The following is a 16,979-nucleotide window of genomic DNA, read 5'->3' as shown; positions in this document are numbered from 1 at the left end:
GTGACGTGCCTGCCGGCGGCGCCGTTGCCGCACTCCCCGAGCCTACGCGCTGAAGCGACAAGGCCTCCCCGCGGTCGGGCCGACCGGGGGAGGCCGTCCACAGGCCGTGTGCACAGCCTGTGGGTCGTCAGCCGGGAGGTCAGCCGGAGAGGCGGACCGGCATGATCAGGTACTGGTAGGCCTCGTCCGCCTCGGCGTCCACCGACGCCTTGCCGCTGAGCAGGGCCGGCTTGGTCGGAGTGGTGAAGCTCAGCTGGGCGTAGGCGGAGTCGATGGCCTTGAGGCCCTCCTCCAGGTAGCCCGGGTTGAAGGCGATCGAGATGGCGTCGCCCTCCAGGGAGGCGTCGATCCGCTCGGTGGCCTGGGCGTCGTCGCCCGAACCGGCCTCCAGGGTCAGCACACCCTCCTCGAAGTTCAGCCGGACCGGGGTGTTGCGCTCGGCGACCAGCGAGACGCGCTTGAGCGCCTCCAGGAAGGGCTGGGTCTGGATCGCCGCGATGGCGTTGAACTCCGTCGGGAAGAGGCTGCGGAACTTCGGGAACTCGCCCTCCAGCAGCCGGGTGGTGGTCCGGCGGCCGGCGCCCTCGAAGCCGATCAGGCCCTCGCCCGCCCCGCCCGAGGAGAGCGCGATCGAGACGTTGTCGCCACTGCCCAGGGACTTCGCGATGTCCTGCAGGGTCTTGGCGGGCACCAGGGCGACGGCGGAGATGTCCGACTGCTCGGGCTTCCACAGCAGCTCGCGGACCGCGAAGCGGTAGCGGTCGGTGGCGGCCAGGGTGATCCGGTCGCCCTCGATCTCGACCCGCACGCCGGTGAGCACCGGCAGGGTGTCGTCACGGCCGGCGGCCACGGCGGCCTGGCTGACCGCGGAGGCGAAGACGTCGCCGGGGACGGTGCCCGTGGCGGTGGGCATCTGGGGCAGGGCCGGGTACTCGTCCACCGGGAGGGTGGGGAGGGTGAACCGGGAGCTGCCGCAGACCACGCTGACCCGCTGGCCGTCGGTGGAGATCTCCACCGGCCTGTTGGGAAGGTTGCGCGAGATGTCGTTCAGCAGCCGGCCGGAGACCAGGACGGTGCCGGCCTCCTCGATGTCCGCCTCCAGCTCGACCCGGGCCGAGACCTCGTAGTCGAAGCCGGACAGCGCCAGGCTGCCGTCCTGTGCCGTCAGCAGCAGGCCGGCCAGCACCGGCACCGGCGGCCGTGCCGGGAGGCTGCGGGCAGCCCAGGCCACCGCCTCCGCGAGGACGTCACGCTCCACCCGGAACTTCACCGGTAACCGCCTCCTGGATCGAGCGCTCCCGCTCGCACTCTGGTTCGTCTGATCTTGATCGTCGGTTCGGCTGTCCACCGAGCACTGCCACTCCGCTTCCAGTCGCAGAGGACAGTCTGACGTACTCCGCCGACAGACGGGGCAGACGGGCGGAAGCAACCCGAACAGATGTCGGGCGGCGGTTGTCCACAGATTCGGGGCCCACCCACTTTCAAGCGAGTCGATGGGTCTAAAGGTGTAGTGGTAGTAGTAGGGCCTGTGGAAACCGTGGATAACCCCGTTTCCGCAGGTCAGACCCACTTTTTTGTCCACAGCGGGTGTGGACGGCGGCTGTGGACGGACAGGCCTCGCTGTGGACAGCGGAGCGTTACCCACAGGGCACGCTGGGTATCCACAGGTTATCCCCAGGGCTATCCCCAGATCCGGGCCCGGTTATCCACGGGCGCCGGTCAACTTTACGTGACGCCTTTCACACCAGGGCATGAACGCTACCCCACGGTTGCCGAACTGTGGACCACTCTGTGGACAACCTGGGGATAACCGCCCCGAGCCTGGGGACAACCGGTGGATAACCCGGATGGCCCCCTGGTGGCCCGTCAATTGTCCACACCCTGTGGATAACCGTTGTGCACAAGTCCACAGGCACCTGACCTGCGCGGAAGAGCGTAGCGGTGACGGGCCTGTGGACGAATTCTGGATAACTTCGGACTCCCCGGCCTGTGGACTGCGGGGAAGGCGCCCGTCCTGTGGACAACTGCCCTGCGCGGCCTCGGCTTTCGAATTGCCGGTCAGATGTTCGGCGCGGGCTGTGGACTGGCGGAACGTCCGTCGAGGGCATCTCTGCCCAGCCGATGCGCGGTACACACCTGTGGATATGCCGAAAGGGCGTCAGGATCGCTCCTGACGCCCTTTCCCGCGGTGCCGGGGCCGGCACCCGCGACGGCGGGTGGCCGGCTCTCCCGAGCCGGCGGCCCTAGCTCTTGATGCGGTTGGTCAGCTCGGTGACCTGGTTGTAGATCGAGCGCCGCTCGGCCATCAGCGAGCGGATCTTGCGGTCCGCGTGCATCACCGTGGTGTGGTCGCGGCCGCCGAACTGCGCGCCGATCTTCGGCAGCGAGAGGTCGGTCAGCTCCCGGCAGAGGTACATCGCGATCTGACGTGCCGTCACCAGGACGCGGCTGCGCGAGGATCCGCAGAGGTCGTCCACACCCAGCCCGAAGTACGCGGCGGTCTGCTGCATGATGACCTGCGCGGTGATCTCCGGACCGGCGTCCTCGTCCCCGCCCGGGATCAGGTCCTTGAGGACGATCCCGGCCAACTCCAGGTCCACCGGCGCCCGGTTGAGGTTGGCGAAGGCGGTGACCCGGATCAGGGCGCCCTCCAACTCCCGGATGTTGCGGGTGATCCGGGACGCGATGAACTCCAACACGTCGGCCGGGGCGTTGAGTTGCTCCTGGATCGCCTTCTTGCGCAGGATCGCGATCCGGGTCTCCAGCTCCGGCGGGGTGACGTCGGTGATCAGGCCCCACTCGAAGCGGTTGCGCAGCCGGTCCTCCAGCGTGGTCAGCAGCTTGGGCGGCCGGTCCGAGGAGAGGACGATCTGCTTGTTCGCGTTGTGCAGGGTGTTGAAGGTGTGGAAGAACTCCTCCTGCGTGGACTCCTTGCTCGCGAGGAACTGCACGTCGTCCACGAGCAGGATGTCCATGTCCCGGTAGCGGCGGCGGAAGGTGTCCGCCTTGCCGTCCCGGATCGAGTTGATGAACTCGTTGGTGAACTCCTCCGAGGACACGTAGCGCACCCGGGTGCCCGGGAAGAGACTGCGCGAGTAGTGCCCGATGGCGTGCAGCAGGTGGGTCTTGCCCAGCCCGGACTCGCCGTAGATGAAGAGCGGGTTGTACGCCTTGGCCGGGGCCTCGGCGACCGCCACCGCCGCCGCGTGCGCGAAGCGGTTGCTCGCGCCGATGACGAAGGTGTCGAAGAGGTACTTGGGGTTCAGCCGGGCGGCCGGCTCGTCCTTGCGCGAGCCGCCGGCCGGCGGGGCGCCCGGCGGGGCGGGAACTCCGGGGACGGCGGGGCGCTCGGTCGCGCGCTCCGGCGCGTTCTTGTCCGCGGGGCGGCCGCCGGCCGGGCGGGAGCCGGGGGAGCGGCGGCCGGCGCCGGCGCGGGGCTGCTCGTTCGGGCCGGGGCCGTACGCGCCGCCGAACAGGTCGCCCTGGGTGGTCGCGGGCGGGCCGGGCATCGGGCGCGGCGCCGGTCGGGGCGCGGGCTCGTCGGGCTCGCGGTAGGCGGGCGGTTGCTCCTGGTACCCGCCGTGTTCCTGGTAGCCACCCTGGTCGGGGTAGCCGCCGCCGTGTTCCTGGTAGCCGCCCTGCTCCTGGTAGCCCGGCCAGGTCGGACCGGCCGCCGGGCCGCCGTACGGCGCGGGGCGCTGCTCGTAGCCGCCGGTGTCGTAGCGGGGCCGCTCGTAGTCCTGCTCGTACGGCTCCTGGTAGCCCTGGCCGCCGTAGCCGCCGGTGTCCTCGTCGGACGGGCCGGGGTACGGCTCGGCCGGGGCCTGGGCGGCGGGTGCGGGGGTGGTCGGGACGGCGTTGGCGTCGACCATCACGGCGATCCGGACCGGACGGCTGAGCTCGCGGCTGAGGGCCTCGGTGAGCTGCGGCAGCAGCCGGCCCTCCAGCACCTGCTTGGCCCGCTCGTTGGGGGTCGCCAGCAGGGCGGTGTCGTGCATCATCCACATCGGCTGGGTGCGCTGCACCCACTGCTTGTCCATCTCCCCGACGTCCGGGTCGCTGACCAGCCGCTCGACGACCCTCGCCCAGACCGGGACGAGGTCGCTGTTGACATCAGCCACTGGTGCACGCTTTCTCGGTTCCCCGCGGCTCCAGCAGGGGGTGGTGGATCAGGAGGCAGTGATCGGTGGGCCCGTCTCCGGCGGACCGACCCCACGAGGAACGACACACGAAGAACAAACCAGACAAGTCCTGCAACGGTAGTCAGCGAACAGGGCCGGATCAAGTCGTTGTCCACAGGCTGTGGGCGAAGCTGGTTTCGGACATCCGTGGGGGGCCGTTCGAAGAGGCTGGTTTGACCCTCGCGCCCCGTCCCGCGTACCGTAACCAGGTCGAGTTGTCGATGGCCGCTGCCGCATGTCCGCGGGTCCACCCGCTCCATAAGGCGCGCAGCACGGGCGCCGTGGATTGCCTGAAACCCCAGCCGAACTGGGGTGATGGGCCGGATTTCCGTATCAGGGGAGATCACGCGGACGCACGGTGACGGCCAAGCGACTCCCCGTCATCCTACGATTCACCTCAGGAGCCCCCGAGTGAGCAAGCGCACCTTCCAGCCGAACAACCGTCGTCGCGCGAAGACCCACGGCTTCCGGCTGCGTATGCGTACCCGCGCCGGCCGCGCCATCCTGGCTGCCCGCCGTGGCAAGGGCCGCACCAGCCTGTCCGCCTGATCCACGACAGAGTCTGTTGTGCTGCCCTCCGAGAATCGGCTGCGGCGGCGCCAGGACTTCGCGACCGCGGTGAAACGCGGTCGTCGGGCCGGCCGGCCCCTTCTGGTCGTCCATCTCAGCAGAGATGGTGACCCCAAGGGGCAGACCGACCGGACCAGCGACTCCCGCCCGCACGTCGCCGAGGGGACTCCTTCGGCGCGTGCGGGTTTCGTCGTGAGCAAGGCCGTCGGCCCGGCGGTCGTTCGCAACCTGGTCAAGCGCCGGTTGCGTCACCTCGTTCGTGATCGTCTGTCCAGGCTGCCCGCCGGTAGCCTGATAGTGGTGCGTGCGCTGCCCCAGGCCGCGTCCGCCTCGTACCAGGACCTCGAACGTGACCTGGACGCGGCGCTGAAGCGGTTGCTGAAGGTGGAGCCCGCCACGACGGCGCCGACGGGAGCAGGTCGATGAAGTACCTGCTGATGGGTCTGATCAGGGTCTACCAGTGGACCATCAGCCCACTGCTCGGTCCGGTCTGCCGTTACTACCCCTCCTGTTCGCACTACGGCTTCGAGGCCGTGAAGGTGCACGGGGCGGTCAAGGGCGGCGGGCTGACCGTGTGGCGCATCCTGCGCTGCAATCCGTGGACGCCCGGCGGGGTCGATCACGTTCCGCCGCGTAAGCATCCGGTGTGGCACCGGCGGTTGCGAGACTGGCTGAGCAGCCGGTCCGCCACCGGACAGCCGGTGACCACGACCCCCGCCGGTCCGGACCCAGAGGGCCCGGCGACCATTGGCCCTGCGGGGCCAATCCACATGTCCAAGGAGCCTGACCGGTGACCTTCTCCTTCCTGAATCCCCTGTACACAGCGGTGTCCTGGATCATCGTCCAGTTCCACTCGCTGTACAGCAACATCTTCGACCCGGACGGTGGCTGGGCCTGGGGTCTGGCCATCGCCTCGATGGTGGTCGTCATCCGGATCTGCCTGATCCCGCTCTTCGTGAAGCAGATCAAGGCGACCCGGGCCATGCAGGCGATCCAGCCGAAGATGAAGGCCATCCAGGAGCGCTACAAGAACGACAAGCAGCGCCAGTCCGAAGAGATGATGAAGCTGTACAAGGAGGCGGGTACCAACCCGTTCTCCAGCTGCCTTCCCATCATCGTGCAGGCGCCGTTCTTCACCGCCCTCTACGGCGTGCTCGCCAAGGTCGCCAAGAGCCAGGAGATCGGCGTCATCCACGGCGACCTGCTGGTGAGCGCCGGCAAGGCGCACATCTTCGGCGCCCCGCTCTCCGCGACCTTCGTCAGCAGCCCCGAGACCAGCGTCAAGATCGTCACCGCGGTGATGATCATCATGATGTCGCTGTCGCAGTTCATCACCCAGCGCCAGCTGATGACCAAGAACGTCGACCTCACGGTGAAGACGCCGTTCATGCAGCAGCAGAAGATGCTGATGTACGTCTTCCCGGTGATGTTCGCCGTGATGGGCATCAACTTCCCCGTCGGTGTCCTGGTCTACTGGCTGACCACCAACGTCTGGTCGATGGGCCAGCAGCTGATCGTCATCCACAACAACCCGACCCCGGGCAGCAAGGCCTTCGCGGATCGGCAGGTCCGCCTGAAGAAGGCCGGCCGGCTGAACCCGGACGGTTCGGAGATCAAGGGCGCGCTGTGGGGCATGCTTCCCCCGTCCAAGGCGGCCCTCAGCGCGGCCTCGTCCGCGGCCGCCGTGGTCGAGGAGTCGGCGCAGGCGCGTCGCCAGCAGCCCCGCAAGCAGAGCAAGGCGCAGCGCCAGCAGAGCGGTACCGGGCAGCAGACCGCCGACCTGACCCAGGACACCCCGGCCTCGACCGAGGAGCCCGCCGAGGAGGCCGTCCAGGCCGACTCCGGTGCCAAGCCGGCGGCCCCCCAGCAGGGCGCGGCCAAGCCGGGCACCACCCGGCAGCAGGGCGCCCGGCAGCAGCCGAAGCGCGGTGGCGGGCAGCGGCCGAAGAAGAAGTCCTGACCGGTCCCGGACCTGTTGTGACAGCGCGCAGAGCTTCGTTCCCGGCCCACCAACTGGGCCCATCTCCGAAGGAGTCCATCAGTGACTGAAGGCACCACCTCCGCCGTCGAGGCCGAGGCCGCCGCCAGCGCCGACGAGAACCTCATCGCCCGGCTGGAGCAGGAGGGCGACATCGCGGCGGACTACCTGGAGGGTCTGCTCGACATCGCCGACCTCGACGGTGACATCGACATGGACGTCGAGGGCGACCGCGCCCTGGTCTCCATCGTCGGTGACGGCAACGACCGCGCGCTGCAGCGCCTGGTCGGCCAGGACGGCGAGGTGCTGGAGGCACTGCAGGAGCTGACCCGGTTGGCTGTCCACCGGGAGACCGGCGAGCGCAGCCGCCTCATGCTGGACATTGCCGGCTTCCGGGCCCGCAAGCGCTCCGAGCTGGCCGCGCTCGGTGCCAAGGCCGCCGAGCAGGCGAAGAGCAGTGGCGAGCAGGTCAAGCTGCGGCCGATGACGCCCTTCGAGCGCAAGGTCGTCCACGACGCGGTCGCGGCCGCCGGTCTGCGCAGCGAGTCCGAGGGTGAAGAGCCCCAGCGATGCGTGGTCGTGCTGCCGGTCTGAGGCCGGCGGTACGACGACCGGTTGCTTCGGCGGCCGGTGGGCTTCACCGGACGCGACCCCGTCCGCCTCGTGCGGGCGGGGTCGTCGTCCCTTCGCGGGGCGTGAGCCCGGCGCGAGATGTTTCACGTGAAACAGTGCGGAGAGCGGGTCGGTGGATCCGGGGATCGGAGAGGTCGAGATGGACACGGAGAACGCGGCCGCTGGTCGGCCGGGGGCGGCCGACGTGAATCCGGCCGCTGCCGGGCAGGCCGCCGAGGCCGCCGAGGTGGCCGACGTGCCCGAGCTGGCCGGTGCTCCGGCCGTCGCCCGGGAGGTCTTCGGCGATCGCTTCGACGCCGCGGTCCGCTACACCGAACTGCTGGCCACCGCGGGCGTGCAGCGCGGGCTGATCGGGCCGCGGGAGGTGCCCCGGCTCTGGGACCGGCACGTCCTCAACTGCGCGGTGCTCGCCGAGCTGCTGCCGGCCGGCTCGACCCTGTGCGACGTCGGGTCCGGCGCCGGTCTGCCGGGCATCCCGGTGGCGCTGGCCCGTCCAGACGTCTCGGTGACGCTGCTGGAGCCGCTGCTGCGTCGGACCACCTTCCTGGAGGAGGTCGTCCGGGAGCTCGGGCTGGAGAACGTCACGGTGCTGCGCGGCCGGGCCGAGGAGATGGTCGGCAAGCTCGCGGTGGACGTGGTGACCGCCCGCGCGGTGGCGCCGCTGGACCGGCTGGCCGGCTGGGGGATGCCGCTGCTCCGGCCGCACGGGCAGATGCTGGCGCTCAAGGGCGACAGCGCCGAGCAGGAGCTGGCCGACTCGCGGGCCGGGCTGACCAAGCTGGGCGCGGTCGAATGGAGCGTGATCTCGGTCGGTGAGGGCACCCTGGAGACCTCGACCCGGGTGGTCCAGGTCAAGGCCGGCGAGAGCCCCGGCGGGGTGAAGGCCGCGACCCGGCGGGCGAAGGCGGCCCGGGCCGGGCGCAACGCGGGCGTCCGGACCGGTGAGCGCACCCGGGGCGGGCGGCGCCGTACCCGCTGAGGCGGGTGACGCCGGACACGCTCGACGACGGGCGGGTGGTTCCTCCTGAACGGGGGAGCGCCCGCCCGTCGGCGTTCCGGTGGCCGGCCGGGTGACGGCGGGTCGCCGGGAGGACGCCGGGAGGACGCCGGAGTGTCGCAACGTCAGATTTCCGACATAGCGGGCATGGTGTTTCACGTGAAACGTCGCTCCTTGCTCTCGGGAATCCTCGGCCGCAGCCGGGCGGCGACTGTTGCCGCTCCGGTTTCACGTGAAACACTGACCCCCATGCAGGACTCGGAGACCATCGACCAGATCGATGACACGCCCATCGCGCGGGCTGCCCAGGCTGCGGTTCAGGCGATCGGCCGAGCGGGTGAGGGTCTGCCCCGCCCGGCCGCCACCCGGGTGATGGTGGTCGCCAACCAGAAGGGCGGGGTCGGCAAGACCACCACCACCGTCAACCTGGCCGCCTCGCTCGCCATGCACGGACTGCGCGTCCTGGTCGTCGACCTCGACCCGCAGGGCAACGCCTCCACGGCCCTCGGCATCGACCACCACGCCGAGGTGCCGTCCATCTACGACGTCCTGGTCGAGGGCAAGCCGCTCGCCGACGTGGTGCAGCCGGTGGTGGACGTCGAGGGACTGTTCTGCGTCCCCGCGACCATCGACCTGGCCGGCGCCGAGATCGAGCTGGTCTCGCTGGTGGCGCGGGAGAGCCGGCTGCAGCGCGCCATCGCCGCCTACGAGCAGCCGCTCGACTACATCCTGATCGACTGTCCGCCCTCGCTGGGCCTGCTCACGGTCAACGCCCTGGTGGCCGGGCAGGAGGTGCTGATCCCGATCCAGTGCGAGTACTACGCGCTGGAGGGCCTGGGCCAGCTGCTGCGCAACGTCGAGCTGGTGCGCGCGCACCTCAACCCCGCGCTGCACGTCTCGACCATCCTGCTCACCATGTACGACGCCCGGACCAGGCTGGCCGCGCAGGTCGCCGAGGAGGTCCGGACGCACTTCCAGCAGGAGGTGCTGAGCACCGCGATCCCGCGCTCGGTCCGGATCTCGGAGGCGCCCAGCTACGGTCAGACGGTGCTCACCTACGACCCGGGCTCGACCGGGGCACTCTCCTACCTGGAGGCCGCCCGCGAGCTCGCGCTGCGCGCGGTGGGCATGGGCGTGGGCGGCTCCACACTGGTGGGCCAGCAGCGGGACGGCCAGCAGGGGCACGGAGCCCCGGTGGCACAGCACGGTACGACGGAGGGTCATCAGTGAGTGGTCGCAGGGGTCTGGGACGAGGGCTCGGGGCGCTGATCGGCCCCGCCACGCCGGTGGACGGCGGGGCGGCGGCGCAGCCCGTGGCAGCCCCGCCCACACCGGCCTCGGCGGTGGCGACCGACGCGGTGCCGCCGGCCTCGGTGCCGGTGCTGCCGGGCGGCCGTGCCACGGTGGCGGCCAGGGCGGCCGCGGGCAGCCTGCGGGAGCAGGCCGACCAGGTGCGGCTCGCGCCGGTGGCCGGTGCCTTCTTCGCCGAGCTGCCGCTGGGCGCGATCGTGGCCAACCCGTGCCAGCCGCGCAAGAACTTCGACGAGGACAAGCTGGACGAGCTGGTCGCCTCCATCAAGGAGGTGGGTCTGCTCCAGCCGGTCGTGGTGCGCCAGGTCGGCGTGGAGAAGTTCGAGCTGATCATGGGGGAGCGCCGCTGGCGGGCCTCCAAGGAGGCCGGGCTGGAGCGGATTCCGGCGATCGTCCGCGCCACCGAGGACGACAAGCTGCTGCTGGACGCCCTCCTGGAGAACCTGCACCGGGCCGAGCTGAACCCGCTGGAGGAGGCCGCCGCCTACGACCAGCTGCTGCGGGACTTCTCCTGCACCCACGACGAGCTGGCGGACCGGATCGGCCGCTCGCGCTCGCACGTCTCCAACACACTGCGGCTGCTGAAGCTCCCGCCGACCGTGCAGAGCCGGGTGGCCGCCGGAACGCTGACGGCCGGCCACGCCCGGGCGCTGCTCGGTGTGGCGGACGCCGAGCGGCAGGAGCAGCTGGCCAGGCGGATCGTCGCGGAGGGCCTCTCGGTGCGGACCACCGAGGAGATCGTCATGGTGATGGGCTCGGAGGAGGAGAAGCCGAAGCGCCAGGCGCCGAAGGCCGGCAAGCTGCTCTCCCCGGCCTTCAACGATCTGGCGAGCCGGCTGTCGGACCGCTTCGACACCCGGGTCAAGGTCGAGGTGTCGCAGCGCGGCGGCCGGCTGGGCAAGGGCAAGGTGGTGCTGGAGTTCGGTTCGGTCGAGGACCTGAACCGGATCCTGGACAGTCTGGCCCCGGGTGAGGACGGTCTGCGGCTGTCGCAGGGCTGAGCCGGGCCGGGGACGGTACCCGATGGGTGCATGTTCCACGTGAGCGCTGTTTCGTGAGCGCTGTTTCACGTGAAACATGCACCCATCGGCGTCTGTGGGGGCATGCTCGACCGTGACGAGGAGGAGGTGCGGGGCATGGGACGCCGGATCGCTCCGCTGACCCTGGACAACCTCGCCGACCTGCCGACGACCTGCCGCTCCTGTGTGTTCTGGGAGCTGGATCCGGTCAGCGGGAGGGCGGCGGTGGAGTCCGGGAAGCCGGAGCTGGAGAAGGAGGGGTGGATCTCCGCGGTGCTGCTGGAGTGGGGCTCCTGCGGTCGGATCGTCTACGTGGACGACCAGCCGGCCGGCTTCGTGCTGTACGCGCCGCCCGCCTACGTGCCCCGGTCGCAGTCCTTCCCGACCAGTCCGGTCTCACCGGACGCCGTGCAGCTGATGGTCAGCCGGGTGCTGCCGGGCTACCAGCGGCAGGGGCTCGGCCGGGTGCTGGTGCAGACCGTGGCCAAGGACCTGCTCGGGCGCGGGGTGCGGGCGATCGAGGCGTTCGGTTCCGCGGGGCCGGAGCCGGTCGGCTGTGTGCTGCCGGCCGACCATCTGCTCGCGGTCGGCTTCAAGACCGTCCGGCCGCATCACCGCTACCCGCGGCTGCGGCTGGAGGCGAGGACCACGCTCTCCTGGCGGGGCGATGTCGAGGTGGCGCTGGAGCGGCTGCTCGGCGGGGGACGCAAGGAGCCTGCGCTGCGGCCGTTCTAGGGTGCGGAACCGACGGCGGGCGCGGAAACGACGGCGGCGGGGCTCCCCGGTGTGGAGAGCCCCGCCGCCGTTCGGTCGACGACCTGTCGACCTAGATGAAGCCGTCCAGCTCGCGCAGCAGCGCGGCCTTCGGACGGGCACCGGTGATGGACTTCACCGGCTCGCCGCCCTTGTAGAGGATGAGGGTCGGGATCGAGATGACGCCGTACTGGGCGGCGGTCGCCTGGTTGGCGTCCACGTCCAGCTTGGCGATGGTCAGCTTGTCGCCGTTCTCGGCCGCGATCTCGTCCAGGATCGGGGCGACCTGACGGCACGGGCCGCACCAGGTGGCCCAGAAGTCGACCAGCACGGGCTTGTCGCTGTCCAGGACGTCGGCCTGGAACGTCGCGTCGGTGACGGTGGTGGTGGCGCCGGCCACGGGTACTCCTCGGGTTCGGACGGAGAGGGCTGCTGCCAGGTCAACAACGGGCGGGCCCGTTCTGTTTCGGCCTGGCCGGGGCGGGGGTGTTTCACGTGAAACAGGTGCCACACCCCCGCGGGGGATCGGTCGGTGGCGCGAGGGGCGCGGAGGTCAGACCGCCACGGCGGCGGCCTTGGCCTCCAGGTCGTCCAGCGCGGCGAGGTACCGCTCGGCGTCCAGCGCGGCGGAGCAGCCGGTGCCGGCGGCCGTGATGGCCTGGCGGTAGGTGTGGTCCACGACGTCGCCGGCGCCGAACACGCCCGGGATGTTGGTCCGGGTCGAGGGCGCCTCGACCGTGAGGTAGCCCTCGCCGTCGAGGTCCAGCTGGCCCTTGAACAGCTCGGTGCGCGGGTCGTGGCCGATCGCGATGAAGAGGCCGGTGACGTCCAGCTCGCGGGTCTCACCGGTGGTGGTGTCGCGCAGGGTGACGCCGCTCAGCTTCGGGTCGCCGTGGATGGCCTCGACCGCGCTGTCCCACTCGAAGCGGATCTTCGGGTCGGCGAAGGCGCGCTCCTGCATCGCCTTGGAGGCGCGCAGGCTGTCCCGGCGGTGGATGATCGTGACGCTGCGGGCGAAGCGGGAGAGGAAGGTCGCCTCCTCCAGCGCGGTGTCGCCGCCGCCGACCACCGCGATGTCCTGGTCGCGGAAGAAGAAGCCGTCGCAGGTGGCGCACCAGGAGACACCGCGACCGGACAGCTTGTCCTCGTTCGGCAGGCCCAGCTTGCGGTGCTGGGAGCCGGTGGTGACGATCACGGCACGCGCCTTGTGCACGTTGCCCTCGGAGTCGGTGACGGTCTTGACGTCACCGGTGAGGTCGACCGCGACGATGTCGTCCGGGATCAGCTCGGCGCCGAAGCGCTCGGCCTGGGCCCGCATGTTGTCCATCAGCTCGGGGCCCATGATGCCGTCCCGGAAGCCCGGGAAGTTCTCGACCTCGGTGGTGTTCATCAGGGCGCCACCGGCGGTGACGGCCCCCTCGAAGACCAGCGGCTTCAGGGAGGCCCGAGCCGTGTAGAGCGCGGCCGTGTAGCCGGCCGGGCCGGAACCGATGATGATCACGTTACGGACGTCGCTCACTGCATCTCCTGGTTCGCATCGCGACCCGCGCTAGGTGCGGGGAGGGCGGTCCTGCTCCGCCGCCCGGGACAACGACTGACCAGTGTCTCGCATTCCCAGGCGGATCAGTACCAGCTGCCCGCACTGCGGGAGCGGCGTGGCGCCCTGGTCGTCGATCGCATGGGAACCGGGGCCGGTCGGACGGGATCGGGCGGTCAACGGGTGGGGACGGTGCGGTGCAGCACGACCGGCCCGCAGTCGGGGGAGCGCAGGTAGACGTCCGCGAACCCGGGTCGGCCGGGTGCCGGGTAGACCAGCACCTCGACCGGGGCGCCCGCGTAGCTGCCGTGGTCGGTGGCCAGCGGGGTGCCCTCGGCGGGGGCCTGGCAGGCCGGCGGGGAGGCCTGGGTGGTGAGCTCCTGGCGTCCCTCGGCGGGCGGCGCGGCGGAGGGCTTGGCGGGCCCGGTCGGGCGCAGCCCGGGGGTGGCCCCCGCGTGGGCCAGCAGCTGCTGGACCTGGTCGGCCAGCTGGTCATCGTCCCGGAAGACGGGGCCGGCGCCCGCGGCCTGGTCGGCGCGGGCGCTGTGCGCGGCACCGGTCCCGGTGGGCGCGCCGGCGGCCGCGGCCGGATGCCGGTCGCCCTGGTCGGCCGGGCGCACCAGCAGGGCCCCGCCGAGGGCGATCGCGGCCAGGGCGGTGGCCGCGCCGAGCAGCAGGGCGACGCGCCGCCGCCGGGGGCGCGGGCGGCCCGGGCCGGTGGGTGCGGTGGGCCGGGCCGGGGGCGCGGAGGGCGCCCTGACGGCCCGCGAGGGCGGGGCCGGGGTGATGGCCCGGGAGCCCGCGGCGGGGGTGTTCCGGGTGGCCTGCACCGCCTCAGGGGCGGTGGCGGCCGCGGCGAGGGCGGCGTCCAACCGGGCGGCGACGTCGGCGGGCATCGGCGGGGTCTCGACGGCGCCGAGCAGCGCCTGGACCTCGCCGAGCGCGTCGGTGGTCTCGCGGCACTCGGCGCAGCCGTCCAGGTGCCGCCGCAGCGCGTCGGCGGCGTCGGCGGACTCGATCAGCCCCTCGGCGAGGTCGGCGAGCTCGTCGACGGAGGGGTGGGCCCCTGCGGGGCCGGGGGTGCCGGGGGAGGAGAGGTGGGCCGTCATCGCGTGCTCGCGTCTCCTTCCAGAACCGTCCGACCGGTGTTCGGGCCTGTCCCTGTGACGGTACGGGTGTCCGTAGGGTTCCCCGGTGCGCTCCGCCGTGAGGGCCGGGCCGGGCCGGGGCCGTCCGGTGTTTCACGTGAAACATCCGCTCCGCCGCCGTTCTCGCGCAGGTGGCGGACCAGCGGGAGCAGTCGGGCCCGGCCCCGGGCGCAGCGGCTCTTCACGGTGCCCACCGGGACGCCCAGCAGCTCGGCCGCCTCGGCGACCGGGTAGCCCTGCATGTCGACCAGGACCAGCGCGGCCCGCTGTTCGGCGGGCAGTTCGGCGAGCGCCGCGGTCAGCTCGCGCCGGACCTCGGCCCGGACCACCGGGGAGTCGGCCGGCTCGGCGGCGCCGACCAGCGTGTCCAGGCGCCGCGGGTCCTCGTCGAGCGGGGTGGTGCGGCGGGTGGCGCTGCGCCGGGCGCGGTCCAGACAGGCGTTGACCACGATCCGGTGCAGCCAGGTGGTGACCGCCGAGCGGCCCTGGAAGCCGGGGGCGGCGCGGAAGGCGGAGACCAGGGCGTCCTGGAGGGCGTCGGCGGCCTCCTCGCGGTCGCCGAGGGTGCGCAGGGCGACCGCCCAGAGCCGGTCGCGGTGGCGGTTCACCAGGAAGCCGAAGGCGTCCGGGTCGCCGGCGACGTGCCGGGCGAGCAACACCGCGTCGTCGTCCGCCGTCGTCACCCTTGCCCCCCCTCTCCGCCGTCCGGTGTGTGCGGGCCTCCGCTCAGCCGGAGACCTTGACCTCGGCGACGTGGCCACGGAACCTGCCGTCGGAATCCTTCGACAGGCTGGTCAGCCAGATCATGACGTAACGCGTGGTGACCGGGCTGTCGAGGGTGAAGTCGGCCGCGGTGCCGCTCTTCTTGCCGAGCAGGGTGTACTCGCCGATCGGGGCGCCCTTCGGGTCGGCCGCGGCCGCGGCGTTGGGCACCCGGAGCTCCGCCGTGTGGTTTCCGACGAACTGGACGTTCACGGAGCTGACGGCCTGCGGCGAGCCGAGGTCGATCAGCAGACCGGTACCCGACTTGAGGGCGGGCGGCTTGGGGCCGAGCTGGTCGTTGTACCACTGGGTGGTCCAGTTGGTGTTCGGGTCGCCGTCGACGGCCTTCCCGATGCTGTCGTTGCCGTCGGGGCCGTCGCCCAGCGGGTTGTACGACAGCGCCTCCTTGATCGGGATCGGCACCGGGGTGTGCGTGGTGGGGTGGGGGGTCACCGAGGCGCTGCTCGCCGAGGGCAGCGGGGACGCGACGGCGCCCTGGTTGTTGCGCAGGGTGTCGACGAACTGCCAGGAGGCGATGCCGATCGCGCCCAGGGCGACCGTCCAGGCGGTCGCCTTGACCACCCGGCGCAGCCGCCGCCGGGTGCGCCGGGTCGAGGTCGGACGGGACGAGGCCGGCAGCGGGGCGACGGCCGGGTCGGCCACCCGGTTGGGGATGGGCGCGGTGGGCAGGGCGTGGGTGTTGTGCCGGGGCGGGGTCGGGAAGACGGGCAGCTCGGGCTCGGGCTGGCGGATGCGGGGCATCAGCGAGATGGCCCGGGCCAGCTCCTCCGGAGTGGTGATCGGCTCGGCGTGATGCGGCGGGTGGTCGAACAGGGCCCGCGCGGCGAGCTCCGACAGGCCCTTGTGGACGCCGGCGCGGACCTGGTCCGGCGCGGCGTTCTGGAGGTCCTTCGGCAGGCCCTGGAGGTCGTAGCGGTCCTCGGGGTAGGGCCAGCGGTGGGTGAGCGCGGCGAACAGCAGTGCGCCGATCGCTCGGGTGTCGGCGCGCTGGGCGTCCTCGACACCTTCGTCGGCGGGCAGCCCGCGCAACGCGGCGTCCACCGCGATGCCGTTGATCCGGTACTGGCCGCTGTCGGTGCGCAGTACGCAGCGCGGGGTGAGCCGCAGGTGGGCCTGGCTGCGCCGGTGGGCGGCGGCGACGGCGTCGGTGACCTGGCGGACCATCTGGTACGCCGCGTGCGGCTCCATCGGGCCGTCGGCGAGCAGCTTGGCGAGGTCGGAGGCGTGCGGCAGCCACTCCCGCACGACGTAGACCAGCTCGCCCTCCTGGACGGCGTCCAGAACCTGGACGAAGCGCGGGTCGCCGAGCAGGGCGGCGGACTTGGCGGCGGCCAGCACCTTGCGGGCCCGCTGGTGGCCGGAGGCCATCAGGTGGACGCCGACGGCCCGGCGCAGCTTCTCGTCGACCGCGCGCCAGCTGCTGAAGGTCTCGGTCTGGGAGATGCACTCCTCCAGCCGGTACCGGTTGCCGATCTTGTCGCCGCTGTGCCGCAGCGGGGCGGGGAGGGTGCGCGGGAGGGTGGCGGTGTCGCGCGGGTCGACGGTGGGCTGCGGGTCGGTGGGGCGGCGCTTGGCGGCCGGCGCAGGCTCCGGGGCGGCGGGCTTGCGCCGGGCGGTGCCCGCGGCCAGCTCAGCGGCGATCTCGTGGACCGAGAGCGGAGCGGTGATCTCCGAGGTCTCCTCGCCGCCGGAGGCGCCCTTTCCGGCCTCCGTGACGGCCTCCGTGACGGCCTCCGCGTCCTTGTCGGCCGCCGTTTCCGCGGCCGCATCGGGATCCGCAGCGGGATCCGCAGCGCCGTCCGCGTCGGCGGTCACCGGGGTGTCCGGGGCGGAGCCCTGCTCGGGGTCCGTGGAGGCGTCCGTGGAGGCGTTCGGAGAGGGCGCGCCGGCGTCGCCCGCAGGGGCGGTCTTCCCGCCCGCGAGCTCGTCGATCGCCGCGGCCAGTGCGGCCTCGTCCGCCGCCGCGTCAGCTGCTGACGTGTCGACGACCGCCTTGGTGCCATCAGCCACCGTGGTCCTGCCTCCCCTTGTGTCGCCCCGGCCTGAGAGAGTCGCTGGAGCCCGCGGGT

At 72.0% G+C, this 16,979-nt stretch carries 16 protein-coding genes; 9 read left to right on the top strand and 7 right to left on the bottom strand.

Annotated features, from left to right (window positions below; all coding sequences use genetic code 11):
* Positions 1 to 139: 139 nt before the first annotated feature.
* Together dnaN and dnaA are read right to left on the bottom strand one after the other, a co-directional pair.
* Positions 140 to 1,270, bottom strand: coding sequence for a DNA polymerase III subunit beta (gene dnaN / locus P3T27_RS01850; RefSeq protein ID WP_280673898.1), 1,131 nt, complete (start codon positions 1,268 to 1,270; stop codon positions 140 to 142).
* A 973-nt stretch (positions 1,271 to 2,243) separates the two neighbouring features.
* Positions 2,244 to 4,121: a chromosomal replication initiator protein DnaA gene (gene dnaA, locus P3T27_RS01845; protein ID WP_280673897.1), complete on the bottom strand. Its 1,878-nt coding sequence runs from the start codon at positions 4,119 to 4,121 to the stop codon at positions 2,244 to 2,246.
* A 471-nt stretch (positions 4,122 to 4,592) separates the two neighbouring features.
* On the opposite strand from dnaA, the gene rpmH reads away from it, so the two are divergent.
* The 9 genes from rpmH (at position 4,593) to P3T27_RS01800 (ending at position 11,424) form a co-directional block, all read left to right on the top strand.
* Entirely contained in the window at positions 4,593 to 4,730 is a 138-nt protein-coding gene (gene rpmH, locus P3T27_RS01840; protein ID WP_030392420.1) for a 50S ribosomal protein L34, read from the top strand.
* A gap of 18 nt (positions 4,731 to 4,748) precedes the next feature.
* Positions 4,749 to 5,177, top strand: a complete 429-nt coding sequence (rnpA, locus tag P3T27_RS01835) for a ribonuclease P protein component (protein ID WP_280673896.1) — start codon at positions 4,749 to 4,751, stop codon at positions 5,175 to 5,177.
* Entirely contained in the window at positions 5,174 to 5,545 is a 372-nt protein-coding gene (gene yidD, locus P3T27_RS01830) for a membrane protein insertion efficiency factor YidD (protein WP_280673895.1), read from the top strand. The genes rnpA and yidD overlap by 4 nt, the downstream gene beginning before the upstream one ends.
* Positions 5,542 to 6,711, top strand: coding sequence for a membrane protein insertase YidC (gene yidC, locus P3T27_RS01825; protein WP_280673894.1), 1,170 nt, complete (start codon positions 5,542 to 5,544; stop codon positions 6,709 to 6,711). The genes yidD and yidC overlap by 4 nt, the downstream gene beginning before the upstream one ends.
* 81 nt (positions 6,712 to 6,792) lie before the next feature.
* Positions 6,793 to 7,323: a R3H domain-containing nucleic acid-binding protein gene (locus tag P3T27_RS01820; protein ID WP_280673893.1), complete on the top strand. Its 531-nt coding sequence runs from the start codon at positions 6,793 to 6,795 to the stop codon at positions 7,321 to 7,323.
* A gap of 178 nt (positions 7,324 to 7,501) precedes the next feature.
* The gene (gene rsmG, locus P3T27_RS01815) at positions 7,502 to 8,341 is read left to right on the top strand and encodes a 16S rRNA (guanine(527)-N(7))-methyltransferase RsmG (protein WP_280673892.1); all 840 of its coding nucleotides are present in this window, start codon (positions 7,502 to 7,504) and stop codon (positions 8,339 to 8,341) included.
* Between the two features lie 267 nt (positions 8,342 to 8,608).
* Positions 8,609 to 9,589: a ParA family protein gene (locus tag P3T27_RS01810; protein ID WP_280673891.1), complete on the top strand. Its 981-nt coding sequence runs from the start codon at positions 8,609 to 8,611 to the stop codon at positions 9,587 to 9,589.
* Positions 9,586 to 10,671: a ParB/RepB/Spo0J family partition protein gene (locus P3T27_RS01805; protein WP_280673890.1), complete on the top strand. Its 1,086-nt coding sequence runs from the start codon at positions 9,586 to 9,588 to the stop codon at positions 10,669 to 10,671. Before P3T27_RS01810 ends, P3T27_RS01805 begins: the two co-directional genes overlap by 4 nt.
* A gap of 135 nt (positions 10,672 to 10,806) precedes the next feature.
* On the top strand, positions 10,807 to 11,424 hold the full coding sequence (locus P3T27_RS01800) for a GNAT family N-acetyltransferase (RefSeq protein ID WP_280674105.1): 618 nt from the start codon (positions 10,807 to 10,809) through the stop codon (positions 11,422 to 11,424).
* 91 nt (positions 11,425 to 11,515) lie between these two features.
* Here P3T27_RS01800 and trxA read toward each other — a convergent pair whose 3' ends face one another.
* The 5 genes from trxA to P3T27_RS01775 all read right to left on the bottom strand — a co-directional run bounded on the left by trxA (position 11,516) and on the right by P3T27_RS01775 (position 16,920).
* The gene (gene trxA, locus P3T27_RS01795; RefSeq protein ID WP_280673889.1) at positions 11,516 to 11,842 is read right to left on the bottom strand and encodes a thioredoxin; all 327 of its coding nucleotides are present in this window, start codon (positions 11,840 to 11,842) and stop codon (positions 11,516 to 11,518) included.
* Between the two features lie 153 nt (positions 11,843 to 11,995).
* The gene (gene trxB, locus P3T27_RS01790) at positions 11,996 to 12,961 is read right to left on the bottom strand and encodes a thioredoxin-disulfide reductase (RefSeq protein WP_280673888.1); all 966 of its coding nucleotides are present in this window, start codon (positions 12,959 to 12,961) and stop codon (positions 11,996 to 11,998) included.
* A 194-nt stretch (positions 12,962 to 13,155) separates the two neighbouring features.
* Complete coding sequence (locus tag P3T27_RS01785; protein ID WP_280673887.1) at positions 13,156 to 14,088, bottom strand: hypothetical protein; 933 nt, start codon at positions 14,086 to 14,088, stop codon at positions 13,156 to 13,158.
* Positions 14,085 to 14,810 carry an RNA polymerase sigma factor SigM gene (gene sigM / locus P3T27_RS01780; RefSeq protein ID WP_280673886.1) on the bottom strand — a complete coding sequence of 242 codons (726 nt, stop codon included), beginning with the start codon at positions 14,808 to 14,810 and terminating at the stop codon, positions 14,085 to 14,087. The genes P3T27_RS01785 and sigM overlap by 4 nt, the downstream gene beginning before the upstream one ends.
* A gap of 43 nt (positions 14,811 to 14,853) precedes the next feature.
* On the bottom strand, positions 14,854 to 16,920 hold the full coding sequence (locus tag P3T27_RS01775) for a protein kinase family protein (protein ID WP_280673885.1): 2,067 nt from the start codon (positions 16,918 to 16,920) through the stop codon (positions 14,854 to 14,856).
* Positions 16,921 to 16,979 lie beyond the last annotated feature (59 nt).

It is taken from the genome of Kitasatospora sp. MAA19, assembly GCF_029894125.1.
In the GTDB taxonomy this organism is placed as follows: domain Bacteria; phylum Actinomycetota; class Actinomycetes; order Streptomycetales; family Streptomycetaceae; genus Kitasatospora.
Note: the sequence above shows the minus strand (reverse complement) of the source record. Positions and strands in the feature narration are given on the sequence as shown.